This is a genomic window from Agrobacterium sp. CCNWLW155 (assembly GCF_036888815.1).
GTDB lineage: Bacteria > Pseudomonadota > Alphaproteobacteria > Rhizobiales > Rhizobiaceae > Agrobacterium > Agrobacterium radiobacter.
This window is the reverse complement of the sequence record NZ_JBAKFW010000001.1, coordinates 196,870-218,415: the sequence shown is the minus strand read 5'-3', so window position 1 is coordinate 218,415 and position 21,546 is coordinate 196,870. Positions and strand designations below refer to the sequence as shown.

Here is a 21,546-nt window from a genome sequence, read left to right as displayed (position 1 = left end):
GGTCGAGATTATCAGTTGTTGGCGGGTTTTTCCGCCTCGGCCCCGCCCGGCTGACCATCCACGACAACATCGGGATTGGCGCCGGAAGCAGCCTTCTCAGCCTCGATCTTGCGCCAGCGGCGCACATTGGCGTTGTGCTCTTCCAGCGTCTTGGCAAAGACGTGGCCGCCGGTGCCATCGGCAACGAAATAAAGGTCATCCGTGCGCCAGGGATTGGCAACGGCCTCAAGCGCCGCCCGGCCCGGATTGGCGATAGGAGACGGCGGCAGGCCCTTGATGACATAGGTGTTGAACGGCGTCTGCTTCTGCAGGTCAGACTGGTAAATCGGGCGATCGGACGGTTTGCCATCGCCACCGAACAGACCGTAGATGATCGTCGGGTCGGATTGCAGGCGCATGCCCTTCTTCAGACGGTTGTAGAAAACGGAAGCAACATGGGCGCGCTCGTCATCCTTGCCGGTTTCCTTCTCGACGATCGAGGCAAGCGTCACAAATTCCTCGATGGTCTTGATCGGCAGGTCAGGATCGCGCCGCTCCCAGATCATGTCGATCAGCTTGTCCTGCGCCGCACTCATCTGGTTGATGATTTCTTCGCGCTTGGTGCCGCGGGTAAAGCGATAGGTATCGGGGCGCAAGCTGCCTTCCGGCGGCAGGGCCGAGGGCAATTCGCCGTCCAGCACTTCGTCTGCTCCAAGGCGCGCGAACATCTGCTTCACGGTCAGGCCTTCCGGCAGCGACACGGAATAAAGGATCGACTTGCCGGACTCCAGCAACATCATGATGTCCTTCATCGACGCGCCGGCCTTGATCTCGTATTCGCCAGCCTTCAGCGTCTGGTCCTTTTGCAGGTAGCTGCCGGTCATCAGACGGAAGACGCGGGCGTTGGAGACGACGTCGTTGCGCTCGAGATTATTGGCGATCTCGATGATGCCGGCACCATTGCGCACCGTGAAATGGGTGTTCGTCTGAAGCGGACCGGGCTCCTGGAACGCATTGATCATGTAATAGAAAGCGGCAATGGCCAGCACACAGACCGCGACTGCAAGCGTCATCAGAAAATTCAGAAAGATTACAAGCTGGCCATGGGCCTTACGGGAGCGCTTGGGCGGCGCCGGTACTTTTTCCGGCCGCAAGGCTTCCGTCGGGGATTTCGGAATGATCGGGCCGCGATTACCTTCGCCCGCGCCGTTCTGTCCGTATGGTCCCTGGCTGTTCTGGTTCGTGTCGCTCACCGTCGGTCCTTTTCAGTTCGGCGTTGTCAGCGCTTTTTGCGCAGGTAATGCGGCAAAAACAGGTTCGGAATGCCTTCCTGCACCACATGGAGATATCGTGAAGCATATCTTTCCGCTTCACGAACATCGTTTCGGACAAAGCCGATGGAGGAAGCAGCCTGCGGCCGGAAATCACCCCGAACCGGCAAACGCTTCATAAACGACTACAATATCGGCGCGAAAACCGGAATGACTTTCGCAAGCCTCAATGCGTTCTTCAAAGGAAAGAACGGCCTTCGTCAGCACCCGGTGGGAGGGCGCCAGCGCGGCGGCAGAGCCGCCGCCGGGGATTATGCTTCGTAACGACGCAGCACGAGGGAGGCGTTGGTACCGCCGAAACCGAAGGAATTCGAAAGCGCCACGTTGACCTGCCGCTTGCGCGCCTTGTGCGGCACCAGGTCGATCTTCGTCTCGACATCGGGATTGTCGAGGTTCAGCGTCGGCGGAACGATGTTGTCGCGGATCGCAAGCGTGGCGAAGATTGCCTCGATAGCGCCCGCCGCACCAAGAAGATGGCCGGTGGCCGACTTGGTGGAAGACATCGAAATCTTCGCGGCCGATTCGCCGACGAGCCGTTCGACCGCGCCGAGCTCGATCGTATCCGCCATGGTGGAAGTACCATGGGCGTTGATGTAATCGATATCATCAGGCGTCAGGCCGGCGCGCTTCAGCGCCATCGACATGCAGCGATAGGCGCCTTCACCATCCTCGGACGGAGCGGTGATGTGATAGGCATCACCGGAAAGGCCGTAACCGACGACTTCGGCATAAATCTTCGCGCCGCGCGCCTTGGCGTGTTCCAGCTCTTCCAGAACGACGATGCCCGCACCTTCACCCATGACGAAACCGTCGCGGTCACGGTCATAGGGGCGCGAGGCCTTCTGCGGATCGTCATTATGCTGGGTTGAAAGCGCCTTGCAGGCGGCGAAGCCGGCAAGCGCGATGCGGCAGACCGGCGATTCAGCGCCACCGGCGACCATGACGTCGGCATCGCCGAGTGCGATCAGACGGGCGGCATCGCCAATGGCGTGCGCACCGGTCGAGCAGGCCGTCACCACCGCATGGTTCGGTCCGCGCAGCTTGTGGCGGATGGAAACCTGGCCGGATACGAGATTGATCAGACGGCCGGGAATGAAGAAGGGAGAAATGCGCCGCGGGCCCTTGTCGCGCAGGGTATAGCCCGCCTCGACAATACCTTCCAGGCCGCCGATGCCGGAGCCGATCATAACGCCGGTGGCGATCTGGTCCTCGTCCGTTTCCGGGTGCCAGTCCGCGTCGGCAAGCGCCATGTCGGCGGCAGCCATGCCGTACAGGATGAAAGGATCGATCTTGCGCTGTTCCTTGGGTTCCATCCAGTCATCGGCATTGAAGGTGCCGTTGGAACCATCGCCTACGGGAATACGGCAGGCGATCTTTGCCGGAAGGTCTTCGACTTCGAATTCAGTCACGAGACGGGCGCCGTTATGGCCGGCCAAAAGCCGTTCCCAGGTCACTTCCGTCCCACATCCAAGAGGAGATACCATGCCGGTACCGGTGATAACGACACGCCTCATCGCCAACGCTCCGCCCTTATCCAAATCATCGGTCTTCATGCAACGCCGGACATCAGGGATGTTCATTCGATGTTGCAGTATTCAAATGTCCGCATGATGGCTGCGGGCGCCGTTTCCGGCCCGTGACCTCATGCATCGCCCGGAACACGCGCCGCCTGGGGCATGTACCGTCCTGCCTATAAAACATTGGCCCGGACGAGCCGGGCCAAGGACGGGAGGATATTGCACCTCCCCCATGAAGGTCGATCAGGCCTGGGCCTTCTCGATGAACTTTACGGCGTCGCCGACAGTCAGGATCGAGTCAGCTGCGTCGTCGGGAATTTCGACGCCGAACTCTTCTTCGAAAGCCATGACCAGTTCAACGGTATCGAGCGAATCAGCGCCCAGATCGTCAATGAAGCTAGCGCCTTCAACAACCTTGTCGGCGTCAACGCCAAGATGATCAATTACAATTTTCTTTACGCGTTCTGCGATATCGCTCATGTCGGTTTCCTCGACCTTTATTTTGAAGGGAATGCCTTACGGCACCCTGCCCTGTTAGAAGCCCTCATGCGCCGTTCAAATCCGGCACTGCTGGCAAACCCGTTCAACCCGGTCCAAGCTAGACATCGTCACGCAAAATCGCAACGGCTTCCTGTCTCTCCGGGACGACTGTTCACAGTCTTGGCCCGCTTAACATGGTTTCAATCGGTCGAAAAGCCTGAAAACGCGCTAAGCACAGCGTATGACAGGCTATTTCGCCGAAAACCAGTCAGCGGGGCCTTGCGGCGCCAGCTACCCAAGAAGGTACTTAAACAGCGCCGCAATCCTTTTCATGACGGCCTCAGGCGCCGTCAGATCATCGCCATGCCGCCATTGACGTGCAGGGTCTGGCCGGTCATGTAGGCGGCTTCATTGGAAGCCAGGTAAAGAACGGCCGATGCGACTTCCGCACCGGTTCCCATGCGCTTCATGGGAATGGCGCCCATAATGGCGTCTTTCTGCTTGTCGTTCAGCTTGCCGGTCATGGCGCTTTCGATGAAGCCGGGCGCCACGCAGTTGACGGTGACGTTGCGGGTGGCGATTTCCTGCGCCAGCGACTTCGAAAAACCGATCATGCCGGCCTTGGAGGCGCAGTAGTTGGCTTGACCAGGATTGCCGGTGACGCCGACGATGGAGGTGATGTTGATGATGCGGCCGAAACGGCGGCGCATCATCGGATGTGTCAGCTCGCGCGTCAGGCGGAACATCGCCGTCAGGTTCACTTCGATGACGTTATCCCAGTCCTCGTCGCTCATGCGCACGAAGAGGCCGTCCTTGGTGATGCCGGCATTGTTGACGAGGATATCCACGCCCTCCAGCTCGGCTTCGGCCTTTTCGCCGAGCGCCTTTACCTCGGCTCGGTCGGCAAGGTTAGCCGGGAAAATCTTGACGCGGTCGCCAAGTTCCGCCGCCAGCGCTTCAAGCTTTTCAACGCGGGTGCCGTGCAGGCCGACGGTTGCGCCCTGGCTGTGGAGAAGGCGGGCGATTTCTTCGCCGATGCCGCCGGTCGCGCCGGTTACGAGAGCCTTGCGGCCTGTCAGATCTAACATGTTCCGTTCCTTCTTTAGAGCAACTCCGCAAAGCCTTTTAACGGAATTGCATCGGGAATTATCGTAAAACAAAAGGCCGTTACGGGGCGAAGCCCGTCTCAGCCGATAAGAGTGGCGAGAAGCTGGTCGATATCGGCAGCGCCGTTGACGGCAACGCCGTTCACCGTCTTATCGATGCGGCGGGCAAGGCCCGTCAGCACCTTGCCGGAACCGATCTCGTAAAGCTGCGTCACATTGTTGGCGGCGAACCACTCAACCGTCTCGCGCCAGCGCACCTGGCCCGTTACCTGCTCGACCAGCAAAGCGGCGATCTCATTGGCATCGGAAACGGGTGTGGCGCGCACATTGGCGACAACGGGCACGACCGGGTTGTGTTTTTCGACCTTGGCCAGCGCCTCGCGCATGGCTTCCGCCGCCGGCGCCATCAGTGCGGAGTGGAAGGGTGCCGAGACCGGCAGCATGATGGCGCGCTTGGCGCCCTTTTCGGAAGCGATCGCCGCCGCCTTTTCAACGGCAGCCTTGCCGCCGGAAATGACCAGCTGGCCACCGCCATTGTCATTAGCGATTTGGCAGACACCGAGGATGCCGGCTTCCTCGCAGATTGCGGACACCGCATCATGCTCCAGCCCGATGATCGCAGCCATCGCGCCCTCGCCGACCGGCACGGCGGCCTGCATGGCATTGCCGCGGATACGCAGAAGACGGGCGGTATCGGCAACCGAGAAGGTGCCGGCGGCACAGAGCGCCGAATATTCGCCGAGCGAATGGCCGGCTACATAAGAAACCGTATCGGACAGCTTGAAGCCGCGCGCTTCGAGAACCCGCATGACCGCCATGGACACGGCCATCAGCGCCGGCTGGGCATTGGCCGTCAGCGTCAGCGTCTCTTCCGGGCCGTTCCACATGATATCGGAAAGCTTCTGGTCGAGCGCCTCGTCGACCTCCTGAAACACGGCGCGCGCTTCCGGATAGGTATCCGCCAGCTCCTTGCCCATGCCGACGGCCTGGCTTCCCTGACCGGGAAATGTGAATGCAATACCCATGGGATGTCGTCCTTCTTGTCTGGCCTTGCCTTTATTCTTTCGGACTTCCATTCACATTCCCGCCAGCGAAGTCAAGGCTTGAAGCCCTATGGCAGGCCTTTGTCAGGGGTTTTGCCGACCTGTTTTCCCCTTTCTTTTCATCATATTTTTTCTTGCACTGCGGCAAATCCCCATTACTTTCACCCCACCTTCCAAAACTCGTCAAAGCACCGGGACCTCTCCATGAAACAGAATCTACTGGGACGCACGGGCATCTCCGTGTCCGAAATCTGCCTCGGCACCATGACGTGGGGCACGCAGAACACCGAAGCAGAAGCCCATCAGCAGATGGACTACGCCATCGAAAACGGCGTCAATTTCTTCGATACGGCCGAGCTTTATCCGACCACCCCCGTTTCCGCCGAAACACAGGGCCGGACCGAGGAGTATATCGGCAGCTGGTTCGAAAAGACCGGCAGGCGCGATCAGGTCGTGCTCGCCACCAAGGTCGCCGGCTCCGGGCGCGATTATATTCGCGGCGGCCGCGATATCGACGCCGCCGCCATCCGCGAGGCGGTGGATACCAGCCTCAAGCGGCTGAAGACCGACTACATCGACCTCTACCAGGTTCACTGGCCGAATCGCGGCACCTACCATTTCCGTGGCGCCTGGGGCTTCGACGCCTCCGCTCAGGACAAGCAGCGTACGCTTGCCGAAATCACCGAAAAGCTGGAGACGCTCGGAGAACTGGTGAAGGCCGGCAAGATCCGCGCCATTGGCCTCTCCAACGAAAGCGCCTGGGGCACGCAGAAATATATCGATATCGCGGAAGCGAACGGCCTGCCGCGCGTCGCCACCATTCAGAACGAATATAACCTGCTGTACCGCAGCTTCGATCTCGACATGGCGGAAGTCGCCCATCACGAAGATGTCGGCCTGCTCGCCTATTCGCCGCTTGCGGCGGGTCTGCTGACCGGCAAATACCAGAACGGCGCGCGCCCGGCGGGATCACGCGCCTCCATCAACAAGGATCTCGGCGGCCGGTTGCAGCCGCTGCAGGAAGCGCCGGTCAAGGCCTATCTAAAGCTTGCCGCCGAGCATGGGATCGATCCGGCCCAACTCGCCATCGCCTTCTGCCTGACACGCCCCTTCATGGCCTCGGCCATCATCGGCGCAACGACGATGGAGCAGTTGAAGGTGGATATCGCGGCGGCGGATGTGACGCTGTCGGAAGAGGTGCTGACGGGTATTGCCGCGATCCATCGGCAATATCCGATGGCGATCTAAGGTAGCTGGTTGCCATGGCCGTCCCCGAAAGCGCAACGGAACTGCGAACTGCAATCGAAAGCAGTTTTGAAAAGCTGATGCGCGAATTGGAAACAGTCCCGGTGGACCTTGCCGGGACGAGGGACATGGACGGCCATGCAGCCGGTACGCTGATGAGCGTCAACGACCTCGTCGCCTATCTGATTGGCTGGGGAGAGCTGGTGCTGAAGTGGATATCGCTTCGCGCCGAAGGTCGTGAACCGGATTTTCCCGAAACAGGCTATAAGTGGAATGCGCTGGGAGCCTTGGCGCAGAAATTCTACGGCGACTACGTCTCCCTGTCTTTCGCCGAACGGCAGGAGCGACTGGACAGTGTGAAAAGACGGATCATCGACGCCATCAACGCATATGATCCGCATCAGCTTTACGCCCCCGGCTGGTACGGCAAATGGTCACTTGGCCGTATGATCCAGTTCAACACGTCCTTGCCCTACGTTAACGCCCGCGGACGGCTGCGAAAATGGAAGAAAGCCAGAGGAATAGCCTGATTTTGCGGTGCGGGGTTGTTTTCTGCGGAAAAATCCGTATAAGCGCGCTGTTCACAACACCCGGTCCAATTGGCTGGTGGCTGAACGGAGGGCTGGTTCCGGTAACGGAACAGCAGGAACCATAAGGTTTTTCCGGCCTCCCGTGTCTCCGCTCTCGACCGTCTCGAACAACGCTTTTCTTGCTTTAAGGCCTTCACGCCTTGTCAGGAGCAGTCGTTGAGGCTTAGCGCCGTTGCCGGGTGAAGGACGAAACGCAAGAAAGGCAAAGCTTAAATGGCTCTTTACGAACACATCTTCCTTGCCCGGCAGGATATTTCTGCCCAGCAGGTCGACGCACTTGTCGAGCAGTACAAGGGCGTTATCGAATCGTTCGGCGGTAAAGTCGGACGCGTCGAGAACTGGGGTCTGAAGTCCCTCACCTACCGCATCAAGAAGAACCGCAAGGCTCACTACGCTCTCATGGACATCGACGCTCCGGCGGCCGCCATCCATGAAGTCGAGCGCCAGATGCGCATCAACGAAGACGTTCTTCGCTACATGACCATCGCCGTCGAAGCCCACGAAGAAGGCCCGTCTGCGATGATGCAGAAGCGCGATCGCGACGACCGTCCGCGCCGTGACGGCGACCGTCCGGACCGTGGCCCGCGTGAAGATCGTGGTCCCCGCGCACCGCGCGAAGGTGGCTTCGGCGACCGTGAAGACCGTCCGCGCCGTCCGCGCGAAGACCGTGCATAAGAAGGAGTTTTGACCAATGGCTGACGCATCCTCTTCCCAGGCACGCCGCCCGTTCCACCGCCGTCGCAAGACGTGCCCCTTCTCCGGCGCCAACGCTCCGAAGATCGACTACAAGGACGTACGTCTCCTGCAGCGCTACATTTCCGAGCGCGGCAAGATCGTTCCGTCCCGCATCACGGCCGTTTCCCAGAAGAAGCAGCGCGAACTCGCCCAGGCGATCAAGCGCGCCCGCTTCCTCGGCCTGCTGCCCTACGTTGTAGCGTAATGAATTAAAGCGAGGCTGCGGTTTATCGCGGCCTCGTTTTTCTCGAGCAGCTGACTCTTGATCAGCGGGTCGAAAATTATAATCCTTCCGCGTTGGGCGCGGATCGATACTCTGAAAAACCCATGTTGGGGATGAGGCTCTCAGGAGCGATCCTCTAACTGCTTAAGTTTCAGCAGGACAGCGAAGTGCAGAAGTTGAACCAGACAGTGCTGATCTCCGGCGTTCTCGCCGGCATATGCGCCGCGTTTCTGACGCTTGGCGCAACGGCACAGTCGTCCCTGTCCTTCCTGCTTTATGCCGGTTCCGCCATGCCGATCTTCATCGCCGGCATGGGCTGGGGCAACCGCGCCGCCATTATCGCGATCATCACCACGGCCATCATCGGCGCGCTGGTCATGTCGCCGCTTTTTGCGCTGACCATCGCAATCTTCACGCTGATCCCGGCGGGCTGGCTTTCGCATCTCGCCAATCTGGCGCGTCCGGCCTCCGAACTCGGCGGCCCGGATGATCTGCTTGCCTGGTATCCGCTTTCCGGCATCGTCCTGCATCTGTGCATTCTGGTTTCCGTCGCCGTCGTCATTCTCGGCTGGATGATCGGTTACGGTCCCGATCTCGTCACGCGTATGATCGACATGATTATGACCTCGGTTCAGAACAGCGAACCGTTGTTCGAACCCAATGTCGAGGCACTGGCGCGGACGAAGTCCCTGTTTGTACTTCTGCTGCCGATCGTTCAGGGCGGTCTCTGGGTCATCCTGCTGTTTGCCGCCTATTATTTCGCGACGCGAGTGGTCGGCACCTTCGGCAAGGGTCTGCGCCCGCGCGAGGACATCGCTTCGGCGCTGCGCATGCACCGCAACGCCATCTTCATCTTCCTCGCCGGCATCGTCGCCATCTTCCTCGGCGGCGTCGCGGCCATGGTCGGCGCAGTCATCTGCGGCACCTTCGGCGCGGGCTTCCTGATGGCGGGTTACGCCTCGTTGCACAAGCGCGCCCGCGGCAAGGACTGGCGGCTGCCGGTTCTCATTCTCGCATATCTTTCGGCGGTCTTTGTCTTTCCGCTGTTCATCATTCTCGTGTTCGGCCTGAGCGACGTGCGCAGCACGATCTCTCTTACACCGGCGCGGAAAACCGACAATTCGAACGAAACCAAACCATAGAAAGGATCAAGAAGATGGACGTCATTCTTCTCGAACGCATCAATAAGCTCGGCCAGATGGGCGAAACCGTAAAGGTCCGCGACGGCTACGCCCGTAACTTCCTGCTGCCGCAGGGCAAGGCGCTGCGCGCCAACGCCACCAACAAGGCACGTTTCGAAACCGAGCGCGCAACGCTCGAAGCCCGTAACCTCGAGCGCAAGTCGGAAGCCCAGAAGGTTGCCGAAGCACTCGAAGGCAAGTCCTTCATCGTCGTCCGTTCGGCTGGCGAAACCGGCCAGCTCTACGGCTCTGTCGCTGCTCGCGACGTCGTCGAAATCCTGGCTGCCGAAGGCTTCAACATCGGCCGCAACCAGGTTGAACTGAACACGCCGATCAAGACCATCGGCCTGCACAACGTCACCCTGCACCTGCATGCCGAAGTCGAGCTGCAGGTTGAGCTGAACGTTGCCCGTTCGGCTGAAGAAGCAGAACGTCAGGCCAAGGGCGAAAGCCTCACCTCCGCTGACGCCATCTACGGCGTTGACGAAGACGCACTGCGTCCGGAAGACTTCTTCGATCCGGAAGCTGACCGCGACGGCGACGACGAATAATAGTTTGGCCTTGCGGCCATAAGAAAACCCCGGATGGCGACATCCGGGGTTTTTTGTTGGGTTGAATTCGCGGAGGAATACCCCCTCTGCCCTGCCGGGCATCTCCCCCTCAAGGGGGGAGATCGAATCGCCGCTAGCCCTCGATCACCTCAACGTTTGAGAATGAAGTGGTGGTAGAGCTTCTTGCCAATCTCCCCCCTTGAGGGGGAGATGTCCGGCAGGACAGAGGGGGGTGAACCACGCACTCCAACCGTGCCCAACTACTTCGCCGCCGTCTCCGCCCCCTCAGGCGCCTTGCTCTTATCCACATGCACCACCACCGACATGCCCGGCGAAAGCTCCGCCGCAAGCGGCTGATCCGCATCGATCGCAATCCGCACGCCGAGACGCTGGGCGATCTTCACGAAATTACCCGTCGCATTGTCAGGCTTGATGACGGCGAATTCCGAACCCGTCGCGGGCGAAAACCGTTCCACATGGCCGGTCAGCTTGCGGCGATGCAGAGCATCCACGGAGATCGTTACGGGCTGGCCCACCTGCATGCCGGCAAGCTGGGTTTCCTTGAAATTGGCGATGACCCAGACATCGTGCGGCACGACGGCCATCAATTGTGTTCCGGCGGTGACATATTGACCAGTGCGCACGCCGACCTCGCCTAGCCTGCCATCCACGGGAGCGTGGATTTCGGTATTGGCGAGATCGATCCGGGCGAGCTCGACGGCGGCTTCGGCATTGGCGACGGCCGCCTGCAGCGAGCTGCGGTTGACGATGATGGTCTGCAGATCCTGCCGCGAGACCTCAAGCGCCGCCTTGGCCTGGGAGAGCGACGCCCTCGCCTTTTCAAGCCCGGCATGGGCTTCTTCTTGCAGGCTGGAGGTGCCGGCGCCGCTCTTGATGAGATTATCCTGCCGGTCGGAGGCGAGCTGCGCCTGTTTCAGCGACGCCTCGGCACTGTCGACCGCCGCTTCACTCGAGCGGATGTTGGCGTTGGCGGCATTTTCCTGCTGTCGGGAATTGTCGAGTGCGGCCTTGTGGGTATCGAGCGTTGCTTCCGCCTGCGCCTGCTTCTGGCGGTAGATACGGTCATCGATCTTCGCGAGCAGCGCGCCCTGGCTGACTTCCTGATAATCCTTCACCGGCACGTCCACGACATAACCGCTCACCTGCGGGCTCATCGTCGTGACATAACCCCGTACGAAGGCGTTGTCGGTCATTTCGACGGTGGAAAGGAACGGCGGCAGCCGCCAGGCGTAAAGCACCAGCGCCACGCCGGCGAGACCGCCGAGCAGCACGAGAATGGAAACGGGGGTAAAAAACTTCTTCAGCATTTTGTCACTCTTGGAATGTTCAAGACTGTGGTGCCGGTGCGGCATCGATGTCTTCCCGGAAAAGGAAAGGACGGATGCGCAGCCATGCAAGGTGGATCAAAAGCGCGGCCAACGCCAGCGCGGAAACGACTGAAATCAGCAGGAACGTGTCATTATAAGCAAGCACATAGGCTTCCCTGCTGACCTGCTGGCCAAGCAGTGACAGCCCCTCTGCCTTCAGCAATGCCGGATCGGTGATGACATGGCTGTAAGCGCCGGAAAGCTGTGAGACACGCTGGGCGACCATGGGATTGGTAAGCAGGATATTTTCCACCAGAATATTGGAGTGGAACTTCTCCCGCAGCGTTACGAAACTGCCAAGCAGGCCGGTCATCAGCATCGAACCCGTGATCTGCGTGAACAGGAAGATGGTGATGAAGTTCACCAGATAGGGTGCACCCCGGGCCAGCGCGGCGGCGAAACCCTTGGCCATGACGGGCGGCAGGAACATCGCCGCGCCAAAGGCGATCATCATCTGGCTGAGATACATCTCACCCGGCCGCGTCAGATTGTTGGACTGGCTATCCATGAATGAACCGGCGGCGATCAGCGCCAGCGCAATCACATGGGCGGTATCGACGTATTTCGTCAGCATCAGCCAGGCACAGGCCGCACCGCCGAGAACGGTCGCCAGCAGCACAAGTGCATAAAGTGTCGTCGTCTGGTCGTTCAGCAGGCCGAGCTGCTGGTAAAAGCTGACCGCCGTTGAGGATTGCTCGGAGGAAACCGCACGGTAGACGAGCAGGACCGCAATAATGTGCAGGTTGGTTTTCGAGAAAATCCAGCGCAGGTCGAGCAGCGGATTCTTGCGCGGCAATTCGATGAAGGCCATCAGCGTCAGAAGTGCGATCGACGTCGCCAGAAGGACGCCCAGCCACCATGTTTCGAACCACCAGTAGAACCGGCCGAGGGTGAGCATGACCGCCAGACAGCCGAGACCGCCTGCAAACAAGAGATAGCTCAGAATATCCATGCGCTCGATGACTTTCGCGCGCGGCGGCGGGGTGACCTTCAGCACATAGATCATGGCGAAAGCGATCAGCGCGAATCCCACTTCCATGGAATAGAGCGCGTTCCATCCGTCGATTTCCAACAGGGATGGCGAGACGATGCGGGCGAGCGGCGCTGACAGCAACGTGCCCGTCAGCGCTATGCTGAAACCAAGCGAGAATTTCCGCGCAGGCGGAAAGGCTTCCAGAATATAGAGAAAGCCGAGCGACGAGATCGGCGCGGCGGCCATGCCGCTGACAAAACGGATGACGATTGCCGAATGCAGGTCGGTCACGAAGAGGTTGAGACAGGAGGCCACGACAAACACGATAATCGAGACTTCGGCGAAGGGCCGCAGGCCATATTGCGCCCGGACCTTGAACAGCGCGATGGAAAACGTGGCGTAAGGCGCCATATAGGCCGCGGAAAGCCACGCGACCTCAGCCACCGTGGCGGAAAACTCGCCCTGCAACTGGTAGATATTGGCCATGACGAGATTCATGCCCAGGCCTTGTGTGATGAAGAACGACAGGCCCGCAAAAATGAAGCACAGCCGCAGCCAGAGCGGCCGCTCAACCGGCTGCGGTGCGGCGGCAGCGGCAGGTTCCGGCACGGTTTCGCCCGCGCCCGAAGCGCTCATCGGCGTCACTGCCGCTTCCGGAAGGTCGACTGGTTTGGCAGTTCCTTCGGCATCCTGGGAAGCGGCCTTGTCAGCGGTTTGCGGTACGAGGTTGCTCATGATTGCACCCTCCCGGCCGCGAGATTTTGCAGATTGGCCGAAAGCCGGCGCATGACATCAAGCGCCGTCGCCAGTTCCTGCGAGGAAATGTCGGCGGCAATCTCGGAGCGCAGCGACTTTGCCATCGCCTGCACCGTCTCGGAGGTTTTCTCGCCCTCCGCCGTCATGTGGATGCGTTTGGCGCGGCGATCGGTTTCGTCGGAACGGCGCTCGATGAGGTTCTGCTTCTCCATGCCGTCAAGCACCCGCACCAGCGTCGGCGTCTCGATTTCCATTTCCTCGGCAAGCTCGGTCTGCGTCAGCGGTCCGCGCCGCGAGAGCGCAAAAAGCGCTCGCGCCCGCGCAAGCGTCAGCCCGCTCTCCCCCACCCGCGCGTCGAAAAACGCGCGCAGTTTCCGGGTGAAAGCGGAGACTTCATCGAGAAGCTGTTCCTTGTCGGTCTCGCGGGACATGTCAGCAAGCCTTATAATTAGCACACTACTTATTTTCTGCCTATTTATTCGCAAGGCTGACGATTTTCAAGTTTCTTTCACGCCGGGTCTGCCATGCGATAAACTCATGGCAGCGAATCACCTTGCCGGAAGACCCCGGCACCTTGTTCCCCACCGCCTGTGGATTGCTGGGGACAACTGAAGATGTGATCAAGCTTCGTAGAGCGGACGTCAGCCTGCCATAGAGTGTTGCAACAATATCATTGACTGCCATGCCCCAGAAAGCCAAACCCGAGGTTTAAGGACAAAGGCAAAGGGAGATCGCGCAAACCATGAACGACGCTGTGAGAAAGATCACCCCCGCGCAACCGGCGGAACCGCATTACCGTGAAGCGCCGAACAATATCGAGGCCGAACAGGCGCTGCTCGGCGCCATCCTCGTCAATAACGACGCCTATTACCGCGTGTCGGACTTCCTGAAGCCCGTGCACCTCTACGAGCCGCTGCACCGAAAGATCTTCGAGGTGGCGGGCGATATCATCCGTATGGGCAAGACCGCCAATCCGGTGACGATCAAGACCTTCCTACCCGCCGACGACAAGATCGGCGATCTGACGGTGGCGCAGTACCTCGCACGTCTGGCAGCGGAAGCCGTATCGATCATCAACGCGGAAGATTACGGCCGGGCGATCTATGATCTGGCGCTGCGCCGCGCGCTTATCCAGATCGGCGAGGATGTCGTCAACATCGCCTATGACGCGCCGCTCGACATGCCGCCGCAGGCGCAGATCGAAGACACCGAACGCCGTCTGTTCGAACTGGCGGAAACCGGCCGTTACGACGGCGGCTTCCAGTCGTTCAACGATGCCGTGGCACTGGCGATCGACATGGCGGGCGCGGCCTTCGAGCGCGACGGTAACCTCTCGGGCATCTCCACCGGCATTCACTCGCTCGATGCCCGCATGGGCGGCCTGCAGCGTTCCGACCTTATCGTGCTTGCCGGTCGTCCGGGTATGGGCAAGACCTCGCTTGCGACAAACATCGCCTACAACATTGCCGCATCTTACGAGCAGGAAGTGCAGCCGGACGGGTCGTACAAGGCCAAGAACGGTGGCGTCGTCGGCTTCTACTCGCTCGAAATGTCGTCCGAACAGCTGGCGACGCGTATCATTTCCGAGCAGACCGAAGTGTCCTCCTCGAAAATCCGTCGCGGTGACATTACCGAGGCCGACTTCGAAAAGCTCGTCGCCTGCTCCCAGATGATGCAGAAAGTGCCGCTTTATATCGACCAGACCGGTGGTATCTCGATTGCCCAGCTTTCCGCCCGCGCCCGCCGCCTGAAGCGCCAGCGCGGCCTTGATGTTCTGGTGGTGGACTACGTTCAGCTGATGACCGGCTCCGGCAAGAGCGGCGAAAACCGCGTGCAGGAAATCACCCAGATCACCACAGGCCTCAAGGCGCTGGGCAAGGAACTCAACGTTCCGATCATCGCGCTGTCACAGCTCTCCCGTGCGGTGGAAAGCCGCGAAGACAAGCGCCCGCAGCTCTCCGACCTTCGTGAATCCGGCTCCATCGAGCAGGACGCCGACGTGGTGCTGTTCGTGTTCCGCGAGGAATATTACGTCAAGAACATGGAGCCGCGCGATATTTCCGATCCCAAATATACTGAATGGGAAGCCCTGTTCGACAAGGTGAAAGGCACGGCCGACGTCATCATCGCCAAGCAGCGTCACGGACCGACCGGCACGGTGAAGCTCGCCTTCCAGTCCGAGTTCACGCGATTTACCGATCTCGCCGATCCGAGCTTCAGCCAGTACGAAGAGCATTGATCCGGACATAATAGCCGAGAGGGTATGTTTACCGTCTCGGCTATATCCCACGTTCCGGAAACAAGGCCCGAGTCTTTTCAGAGCCTTGGTGGAATTTTCTCACAATCCGATTCCGCGCAGCAGCGCCACGGCCGCAACACCAAGCGCGGCGGCCGGCAGGAGGCTGAGGCGCAGCGCCGCGACGGCGGTTATTGCGCAGGCGATGGCTTCCGCCGGCCCGCTCGCAAGCGCCGTCGGGGTGACCACGGCCATCAGGACGGCGGGAGGGACCACGCCGAGCGCCTTTTTCAGACGCGGTGTCAGGGTAAAATGACTGACCAGCAGCAGGCCGCCAAGACGCGTGGCGACGGTTGCCGCCATCATGGCAAGGATTGTCAGCAGCGTATTCGGATCGAGCGTCATGCCGGCTGCTCCGCCGGTTCCTCGTGGCCGAAGGCGGCAACGGCAAGTCCAGCCAGGGCGCCTGCGGCGATATACCAGGCGTCGGGAACAAGCGCATGGGTGAGATAGGCCGCGGAGGCACTTGCCACAAGCACGAAGCCGGTTTCCCTGCCCCTCCAGAAGCCCATGAGCAGCACGATGAAAACGGCCGGAAAGGCGAAATCCAGACCGATGACCGACATGTCTCCCACAACCGAACCCAGCAGCGCACCGGCGAGCGTGGCAAGGTTCCAGACGAGATAGATCGACAGGGCGGCCCCGGTGAAGAAGGCTGCCGTCAATCGACCGGCAATGACGCGGAACTCCGACAGCGCCCAGGATTCATCCGTCAGCACCAGCATGGCCGCATATTTCCGCCAGCCCCTGAAATCATCCAGCTTACCGGCGATGGAAGCGCTCATCAGCACATGGCGCAGATTGACCAGCAGCGCCGCAAAACCAAGTGCGCTCCAGCTTGCCGGATGGGTCCATAAATCCATCGCAACGAATTGCGAGCCGCCGGCAAAGACCAGCAGCGACATCAGCGAAGCTTCGAGCGGCGACAAGCCCTTGCCGATGGCGACCGCACCGAACACCACGCCGATCGGCACCATGGCGACCAGCAATGGGGCAGCCGCCCTCAATCCCGCACCGAACTCGCCGCTTCTTCCCGATATGGACATCGCATTCTCCCTTTCGAAAGAGAGGGATTACGCTTGCGACATCCTGCGGTCTTGAACGAAAGTGATGTTATGCGGTTTTCTGCTGAAACTCCGCTTTTTGTTTTGTCGCATTTCCGAACGGAAAACCGGGGGCCACTTTCCTGGAAATGCTTTAAACTCAGGCGACCCGGAACTGCCCCGGCGTGACGCCGGTGCGGGCCTTGAAATGCCGAGTGAAATGCGCCTGATCGGCAAAACCGCACAAAGCCGCAACCTCGGCCGGCATCTCACCGGCGCGCAAAAGGCGGCGCGCCCTGCGGATGCGCACATCCGTCAGATAGGCATGCGGGGTGATGTGAAACTCTTTCCTGAAAGCGCGGATGAGGTGGGCGCGGCTGAGACCGGCGATGGAGGCAAGTTCCTCAAGGCCGATATCGGTCTCGTAATTGTCAGAGAGATAATCGCGGGCGGTGTAAACCGCCGTTTTCTCTCGGGTTTCGACCGGCAGAATGATGGCGCTGCCGTGCTTGCCGAACAAAGCCGCCAGAACCGAGAACATGCCCTCATCCGCCTCAAGAGCACCGGATTTCCCCTCCAGCCGCCGGTGCGCCATCTGAAAGGCGGCCGCCATCTGCGGATCGCGCGGCAGAAATCTGGGGAAGGATGGTGTGCCGTGGAAAACCCTGCCCGTGACATCCTCGATGATGTCGCGCAGCAGTTCCGTATCGGGATAGATCATCCGGTAGCGATAACCGCCGCCGCCCGGTGCGCCATCGTGAATCTCATCCGGATTGATGAGATAAAGATGCCCCGGCCCCGTCTGTTCGGTGGTGCCCTGAATGGTGGAAATCTGCGAGCCGCTTTCGATCGCGCCTATGGAAAACGTGTCATGCGCGTGCGGCGAATATTCGTGGGTGAGAAAAGTCGCGCTCAGGCACTCCATGCCGCCAAAACGCCGGTCACGCCAGAAACGCGTGGTTTCCGTCGTGGCAACGGGCATGAAATCAAGGGCCTGTTCCTGCGAAACATTGTGCATGAGCGAAGTTTAGAGCATTCCGTCCTTACCGTCTTGAACAAAAGTGCTAGGGTCCCAACCGGTTCAAGATCAACCGGACGCATGGCATGACAGACGACTTCGAAGATAGCTTCCCCGAAAACGAAATCGATGCTTTCGAGCACGCACCGCTGAGGCTGACCGTCGATCTCGGCGCTCTCGCCGATAATTGGCGGGACATGAAAAAGCGTTCCGGCAAGGCGCGGACGGCGGCTGTCGTCAAGGCCGATGCCTATGGTCTCGGCATCGAGGATTGCGGCGCGACGCTTTACCATGCCGGCGCGCGTGATTTCTTCGTGGCGACTGTGGCCGAGGGTGCGACCCTGCGTTCCTATGCCCCGGAAGCGCGTATCTTCGTGCTATCAGGCATATGGCAAGGCCAGGAACGCCAGGTTTTCGACAATGACCTGGTGCCGGTTCTGGCCTCCGAGGAGCAGCTTTCCTTCTGGATGGCGACGGTTGCCGAGCGTGGTGACCACCCCTGCGCGCTGCATGTGGATACCGGCTTCAACCGTCTGGGGCTGCCGCTCGACGACGCCTTGTTTCTGGCCGACGACGTGACGCGGCCGGCGAGTTTCGACCCGGTTCTGGTGCTGTCGCACCTCGCCTGCGCCGACACGCCCTCCTCGCCGATGAACAGGGTCCAGCTCGAATCATTCCGGAAGGTTAGCGCTGCTTTCGAAGGCATCGAATCAAGTCTCTCGGCTTCCGCCGGGATATTTCTCGGCCCCGACTATCATTTCGACCTCACCCGCCCCGGCATCGCCCTTTATGGCGGCGAAGCGGTCAATGACATGGCAAACCCGATGCGTCCCGTCGCCACGGCCGAAGCGCGGATCATCCAGATCCGTGAAGCGGGCGAAGGCCAGACCGTGAGTTATGGCGGCACCTTCCTGCTGAAACGGGCAAGCCGCCTTGCCATCGCATCTGTCGGTTATGCGGATGGATACCAGCGTTCGCTTTCCGGCTCCGGCATTCCGCTGCGCGAAATGGGCCATGGCGGCGCCTATGGTGTGGTCAACGGGCACAAGGTCCCCGTTGCCGGCCGTGTGACCATGGACCTCACCATTTTCGACGTGACGGATGCCCCGGCCAATGCCATCCGTGCCGGCGACTATATCGAGCTTTTCGGCCCCAATGTGCCTGTTGATGAGACCGCACGGGCGGCCGGCACCATCGGTTACGAAATGCTGACGGGGCTTGGCCTGCGTTATGAGCGGCAATATCTGATGGCCGACGACTAGGCCGCACCTTGGCTCTTGGAAAGCGGAAGTGACCTGTGCTACAAGAGAACAAAAGGAGATCGAAATGCCCGAAATCCATTTGAGCGAGCAGGACGAGAAGTTCATCGAAGAGCAGGTGGCGGCGGGCATCTATAGCGATGCGGATGCTGTCATTCATGCGAGCCTGCAATTGCTGAGCAGTGGCGAGGGAAGACTCGCGGAGCTCCGGAAGATGATTCACGAAGCTGACGCAGAGTTCGAACGGGGTGATTACGTGACCTTTTCGACGGATGATGATCTGACCGCCTGCATCATCGAACGCGCCAGAAACGAAAAGTGACAAAGGCCCGCGCCTATTCGCTGTCATCGCGCGCCATTCGTGATCTTATCTACATCTATAAATATCTGGAGGATAGAAATCCGGCCGCCGGCGAACAGCTCGTATCGGCCATCGAACGGAAAATCCGGGACACGGCGCGGCTAGGTCTCACAGGGGTTCCCGTGACTGGATCAGTAGCGGCCTTCGCGCCGTCAATCATAAAAATCGCTGCATCTATTTTCGTGTAAAAGAAAACGAGCTGCGCACATTACGCATCGTCCATGGCCATCAACACATTGGCGCTGAAGACGTAGAAGAAGAAAATTGACATCACATGGCCAAAGCCAAGACCCAATTCGTGTGCCAGAACTGCGGCACGGTTCACACCCGCTGGGCGGGAAAATGCGAAGGCTGCGGCGAATGGAACACCATCGTCGAGGAAGATCCGATGGGCGGCATCGGTTCCGGGCCGGGCAAGACGCCGAAGAAGGGCCGCCCCGTCACCCTCACCTCGCTATCAGGTGAAATCGAGGAGGCGCCGCGTATCCCGACCGGCATCAGCGAACTCGACCGTGCGACCGGTGGCGGTTTCGTGCGCGGTTCTGCGGTGTTGATAGGCGGTGATCCCGGCATCGGCAAATCGACGCTGCTCATGCAGGCGGCGGCCGCCCTTTCGCGGCGCGGGCATCGCATCGTCTATGTTTCGGGCGAAGAAGCTGTGGCGCAGGTGCGCCTGCGCGCCCAGCGTCTGGGTGCGGCCGAGACCGATGTGCTGCTGGCCGCCGAAACCAATGTCGAGGATATTCTGGCGACGGTTTCCGAGGGCAAACGTCCCGATCTCATCATCATCGATTCCATCCAGACGCTCTGGAGCGACACGGCTGATTCCGCCCCCGGCACGGTGACGCAGGTGCGCACCGGCGTGCAGGCGATGATCCGGTTTGCCAAGCAGACGGGCGCGACCATGGTGCTTGTCGGCCATGTCACCAAGGAAGGCCAGATTGCCGGTCCACGCGTGGTCGAACATATGGTCGATGCCGTGCTTTATTTCGAAGGCGACCGCGGCCACCACTACCGCATCCTGCGCACCGTCAAGAACCGCTTCGGGCCGACGGATGAGATCGGCGTGTTCGAAATGTCGGACAAGGGGTTGCGCGAGGTTTCCAACCCTTCCGAACTGTTCCTCGGCGAGCGCAACGAAAAATCGCCGGGCGCCGCCGTCTTCGCCGGCATGGAGGGCACACGCCCTATCCTGGTCGAAGTGCAGGCGCTGGTTGCCGCCACCTCGCTCGGCACGCCGCGCCGCGCCGTGGTCGGCTGGGACAGTTCGCGGCTCGCCATGATCCTTGCCGTGCTGGAGGCCCATTGCGGCGTGAAGCTCGGCCAGCACGACGTCTACCTGAACGTCGCCGGCGGTTACCGCATTTCCGAACCGGCCGCCGATATGGCGATTGCCTCTGCGCTGGTTTCCTCGCTTGCCGGTCTTGCCCTGCCCGCCGATTGCGTCTATTTCGGCGAAATCAGCCTGTCGGGCGCGGTACGACCGGTCTCGCATACGGGCCAGCGATTGAAAGAAGCTGAAAAACTCGGCTTTTCCGCCGCACTTCTGCCTTCTGCTTCGGCTGAATTGCCGAAAGGCGGCAAGGGGCGCTGGACGGAAATCGAAAGCCTTCCGGACCTCGTGGCCCGCATCGCCGGCTCCGGCAACCGGTTCAAACAGGTTGAGGACGACGAATATTGATCCTTTCGCCAGGGGAAACAGTGGTGTAAGAGGATCGCAAAATTGGCAAGGCAGCGTCTGACAAGGCGTCGCACCTCCGGAGTTGGTATATGCCCATTACAATTTTCGACGGCATCGTCATCGCCGTTGTTCTTTTCTCCGCCATTCTTGCGATGGTACGCGGTTTTTCCCGCGAGATTCTGTCGATCGCGAGCTGGGCCGGTTCGGTCGCCGCCGCCTATTATCTTTATCCGGTCCTGCTGCCCTATGCGCGCAACTATACCGATGACGACAAGATCGCCATTGCCGGTTCGGCTGGCGTGGTCTTCCTCGTTTCGCTGATCGTGATTTCCTTCATCACCTCGCGCATTGCCGATTTCATCATCGACAGCCGCATCGGCGCGCTGGATCGCACGCTTGGTTTCCTGTTTGGCGCAGCACGCGGCATTCTGCTTTTGGTCGTCGCGGTCGCCTTCTGGAACTGGCTGGTGGATGTGAAGACGCAGCCGGAATGGGTGACGCAGGCGAAGTCCAAGCCTTTCCTCGACGGGCTGGTGGGCAAGCTGGAGGCGGTTCTGCCTGACGATATCGAGCCGCAGATCCGCGCCCGCATCCTCGGAAAGCCGCAGGAACCGACGACCACGCAGGCACCTGCGGAAGATGTGCCGGCAACAAATCCGCCGGCAACGAATAATTGACACAGTGTCGCGCCTTGCAATGCATGCAAGGCGCGCTATTTGTGCTAAATATCAAGCACGACACAGACGGACCGACCGGGGGAAACACTCACCGGAGAGGTCTTTCTTTTTTT

The 21,546-nt window shown here is 60.2% G+C and carries 24 protein-coding genes; 13 read left to right on the top strand and 11 right to left on the bottom strand.

Translation table 11 applies throughout. The annotated features are described in order from the left end of the window. Positions 1-11 precede the first annotated feature (11 nt). The gene (gene mltG, locus V6S97_RS01135; protein WP_003502086.1) at positions 12-1,232 is read right to left on the bottom strand and encodes an endolytic transglycosylase MltG; all 1,221 of its coding nucleotides are present in this window, start codon (positions 1,230-1,232) and stop codon (positions 12-14) included. A gap of 144 nt (positions 1,233-1,376) precedes the next feature. On the opposite strand from mltG, the gene V6S97_RS01130 reads away from it, so the two are divergent. After that, a complete protein-coding gene (locus V6S97_RS01130) occupies positions 1,377-1,574 on the top strand; it encodes a hypothetical protein (RefSeq protein ID WP_162266776.1) in 198 nt (65 codons plus the stop codon). On the opposite strand, the gene fabF is transcribed toward V6S97_RS01130, so the two are convergent. From fabF to fabD, 4 genes are all read right to left on the bottom strand, one after another. Then, positions 1,562-2,824: a beta-ketoacyl-ACP synthase II gene (gene fabF / locus V6S97_RS01125; RefSeq protein WP_003502082.1), complete on the bottom strand. Its 1,263-nt coding sequence runs from the start codon at positions 2,822-2,824 to the stop codon at positions 1,562-1,564. The two genes, V6S97_RS01130 and fabF, sit on opposite strands and share 13 nt — an antisense overlap. A 246-nt stretch (positions 2,825-3,070) precedes the next feature. Beyond that, positions 3,071-3,307, bottom strand: a complete 237-nt coding sequence (locus V6S97_RS01120) for an acyl carrier protein (protein ID WP_003502080.1) — start codon at positions 3,305-3,307, stop codon at positions 3,071-3,073. A gap of 350 nt (positions 3,308-3,657) precedes the next feature. After that, complete coding sequence (fabG, locus tag V6S97_RS01115) at positions 3,658-4,395, bottom strand: 3-oxoacyl-[acyl-carrier-protein] reductase (RefSeq protein ID WP_020811738.1); 738 nt, start codon at positions 4,393-4,395, stop codon at positions 3,658-3,660. 98 nt (positions 4,396-4,493) lie between these two features. Next, entirely contained in the window at positions 4,494-5,438 is a 945-nt protein-coding gene (gene fabD / locus V6S97_RS01110) for an ACP S-malonyltransferase (protein ID WP_003502070.1), read from the bottom strand. 222 nt (positions 5,439-5,660) lie between these two features. Here fabD and V6S97_RS01105 point away from each other — a divergent pair, with 222 nt between their 5' ends. From V6S97_RS01105 to rplI, 6 genes are all read left to right on the top strand, one after another. Continuing rightward, positions 5,661-6,704 carry an aldo/keto reductase gene (locus V6S97_RS01105; RefSeq protein ID WP_129564851.1) on the top strand — a complete coding sequence of 348 codons (1,044 nt, stop codon included), beginning with the start codon at positions 5,661-5,663 and terminating at the stop codon, positions 6,702-6,704. A gap of 14 nt (positions 6,705-6,718) precedes the next feature. Further along, a complete protein-coding gene (locus V6S97_RS01100) occupies positions 6,719-7,231 on the top strand; it encodes a ClbS/DfsB family four-helix bundle protein (protein WP_129564852.1) in 513 nt (170 codons plus the stop codon). Positions 7,232-7,504: 273 nt separating this feature from the next. Next, a complete protein-coding gene (gene rpsF / locus V6S97_RS01095; protein WP_003502065.1) occupies positions 7,505-7,966 on the top strand; it encodes a 30S ribosomal protein S6 in 462 nt (153 codons plus the stop codon). Between the two features lie 16 nt (positions 7,967-7,982). Next, positions 7,983-8,231 (top strand): 30S ribosomal protein S18, encoded by a 249-nt coding sequence (gene rpsR, locus V6S97_RS01090; protein WP_003502063.1) that lies wholly within the window; start codon positions 7,983-7,985, stop codon positions 8,229-8,231. 185 nt (positions 8,232-8,416) lie between these two features. Then, positions 8,417-9,391 (top strand): membrane protein, encoded by a 975-nt coding sequence (locus tag V6S97_RS01085; protein WP_031234095.1) that lies wholly within the window; start codon positions 8,417-8,419, stop codon positions 9,389-9,391. Between the two features lie 14 nt (positions 9,392-9,405). Then, on the top strand, positions 9,406-9,981 hold the full coding sequence (gene rplI, locus V6S97_RS01080) for a 50S ribosomal protein L9 (protein WP_003502059.1): 576 nt from the start codon (positions 9,406-9,408) through the stop codon (positions 9,979-9,981). A gap of 260 nt (positions 9,982-10,241) precedes the next feature. Here the strand turns inward: rplI and V6S97_RS01075 are convergent, their stop codons facing one another. The 3 genes from V6S97_RS01075 to V6S97_RS01065 are packed head-to-tail and all read right to left on the bottom strand — an operon-like array spanning position 10,242 to position 13,529. Continuing rightward, on the bottom strand, positions 10,242-11,309 hold the full coding sequence (locus V6S97_RS01075) for an HlyD family secretion protein (protein WP_031234094.1): 1,068 nt from the start codon (positions 11,307-11,309) through the stop codon (positions 10,242-10,244). Between the two features lie 19 nt (positions 11,310-11,328). Continuing rightward, positions 11,329-13,077: an MFS transporter gene (locus tag V6S97_RS01070; protein WP_334425921.1), complete on the bottom strand. Its 1,749-nt coding sequence runs from the start codon at positions 13,075-13,077 to the stop codon at positions 11,329-11,331. Then, on the bottom strand, positions 13,074-13,529 hold the full coding sequence (locus V6S97_RS01065) for a MarR family winged helix-turn-helix transcriptional regulator (RefSeq protein WP_060724025.1): 456 nt from the start codon (positions 13,527-13,529) through the stop codon (positions 13,074-13,076). The genes V6S97_RS01070 and V6S97_RS01065 overlap by 4 nt, the downstream gene beginning before the upstream one ends. A gap of 311 nt (positions 13,530-13,840) precedes the next feature. Between V6S97_RS01065 and V6S97_RS01060 the strand changes: the two genes are divergently transcribed. Further along, positions 13,841-15,337, top strand: coding sequence for a replicative DNA helicase (locus tag V6S97_RS01060; RefSeq protein WP_003502052.1), 1,497 nt, complete (start codon positions 13,841-13,843; stop codon positions 15,335-15,337). A 99-nt stretch (positions 15,338-15,436) separates the two neighbouring features. Here V6S97_RS01060 and V6S97_RS01055 read toward each other — a convergent pair whose 3' ends face one another. The 3 genes from V6S97_RS01055 to V6S97_RS01045 form a co-directional block, all read right to left on the bottom strand. Continuing rightward, on the bottom strand, positions 15,437-15,739 hold the full coding sequence (locus tag V6S97_RS01055; protein WP_129564854.1) for an AzlD family protein: 303 nt from the start codon (positions 15,737-15,739) through the stop codon (positions 15,437-15,439). Next, a complete protein-coding gene (locus tag V6S97_RS01050; RefSeq protein WP_334425918.1) occupies positions 15,736-16,440 on the bottom strand; it encodes an AzlC family ABC transporter permease in 705 nt (234 codons plus the stop codon). Before V6S97_RS01050 ends, V6S97_RS01055 begins: the two co-directional genes overlap by 4 nt. A 157-nt stretch (positions 16,441-16,597) precedes the next feature. Continuing rightward, the gene (locus V6S97_RS01045) at positions 16,598-17,455 is read right to left on the bottom strand and encodes an AraC family transcriptional regulator (RefSeq protein WP_060724023.1); all 858 of its coding nucleotides are present in this window, start codon (positions 17,453-17,455) and stop codon (positions 16,598-16,600) included. An 86-nt stretch (positions 17,456-17,541) separates the two neighbouring features. On the opposite strand from V6S97_RS01045, the gene alr reads away from it, so the two are divergent. The 5 genes from alr (at position 17,542) to V6S97_RS01020 (ending at position 21,433) form a co-directional block, all read left to right on the top strand. Beyond that, complete coding sequence (alr, locus tag V6S97_RS01040; RefSeq protein WP_003502045.1) at positions 17,542-18,717, top strand: alanine racemase; 1,176 nt, start codon at positions 17,542-17,544, stop codon at positions 18,715-18,717. A 64-nt stretch (positions 18,718-18,781) separates the two neighbouring features. Further along, a complete protein-coding gene (locus V6S97_RS01035) occupies positions 18,782-19,036 on the top strand; it encodes a type II toxin-antitoxin system ParD family antitoxin (protein ID WP_003502043.1) in 255 nt (84 codons plus the stop codon). Continuing rightward, positions 19,033-19,263 (top strand): type II toxin-antitoxin system RelE/ParE family toxin, encoded by a 231-nt coding sequence (locus V6S97_RS01030; protein ID WP_003502042.1) that lies wholly within the window; start codon positions 19,033-19,035, stop codon positions 19,261-19,263. Before V6S97_RS01035 ends, V6S97_RS01030 begins: the two co-directional genes overlap by 4 nt. An 86-nt stretch (positions 19,264-19,349) precedes the next feature. Beyond that, positions 19,350-20,756 carry a DNA repair protein RadA gene (gene radA / locus V6S97_RS01025; protein WP_003502040.1) on the top strand — a complete coding sequence of 469 codons (1,407 nt, stop codon included), beginning with the start codon at positions 19,350-19,352 and terminating at the stop codon, positions 20,754-20,756. An 89-nt stretch (positions 20,757-20,845) separates the two neighbouring features. After that, the gene (locus V6S97_RS01020; RefSeq protein WP_003502039.1) at positions 20,846-21,433 is read left to right on the top strand and encodes a CvpA family protein; all 588 of its coding nucleotides are present in this window, start codon (positions 20,846-20,848) and stop codon (positions 21,431-21,433) included. Positions 21,434-21,546: the final 113 nt, after the last annotated feature.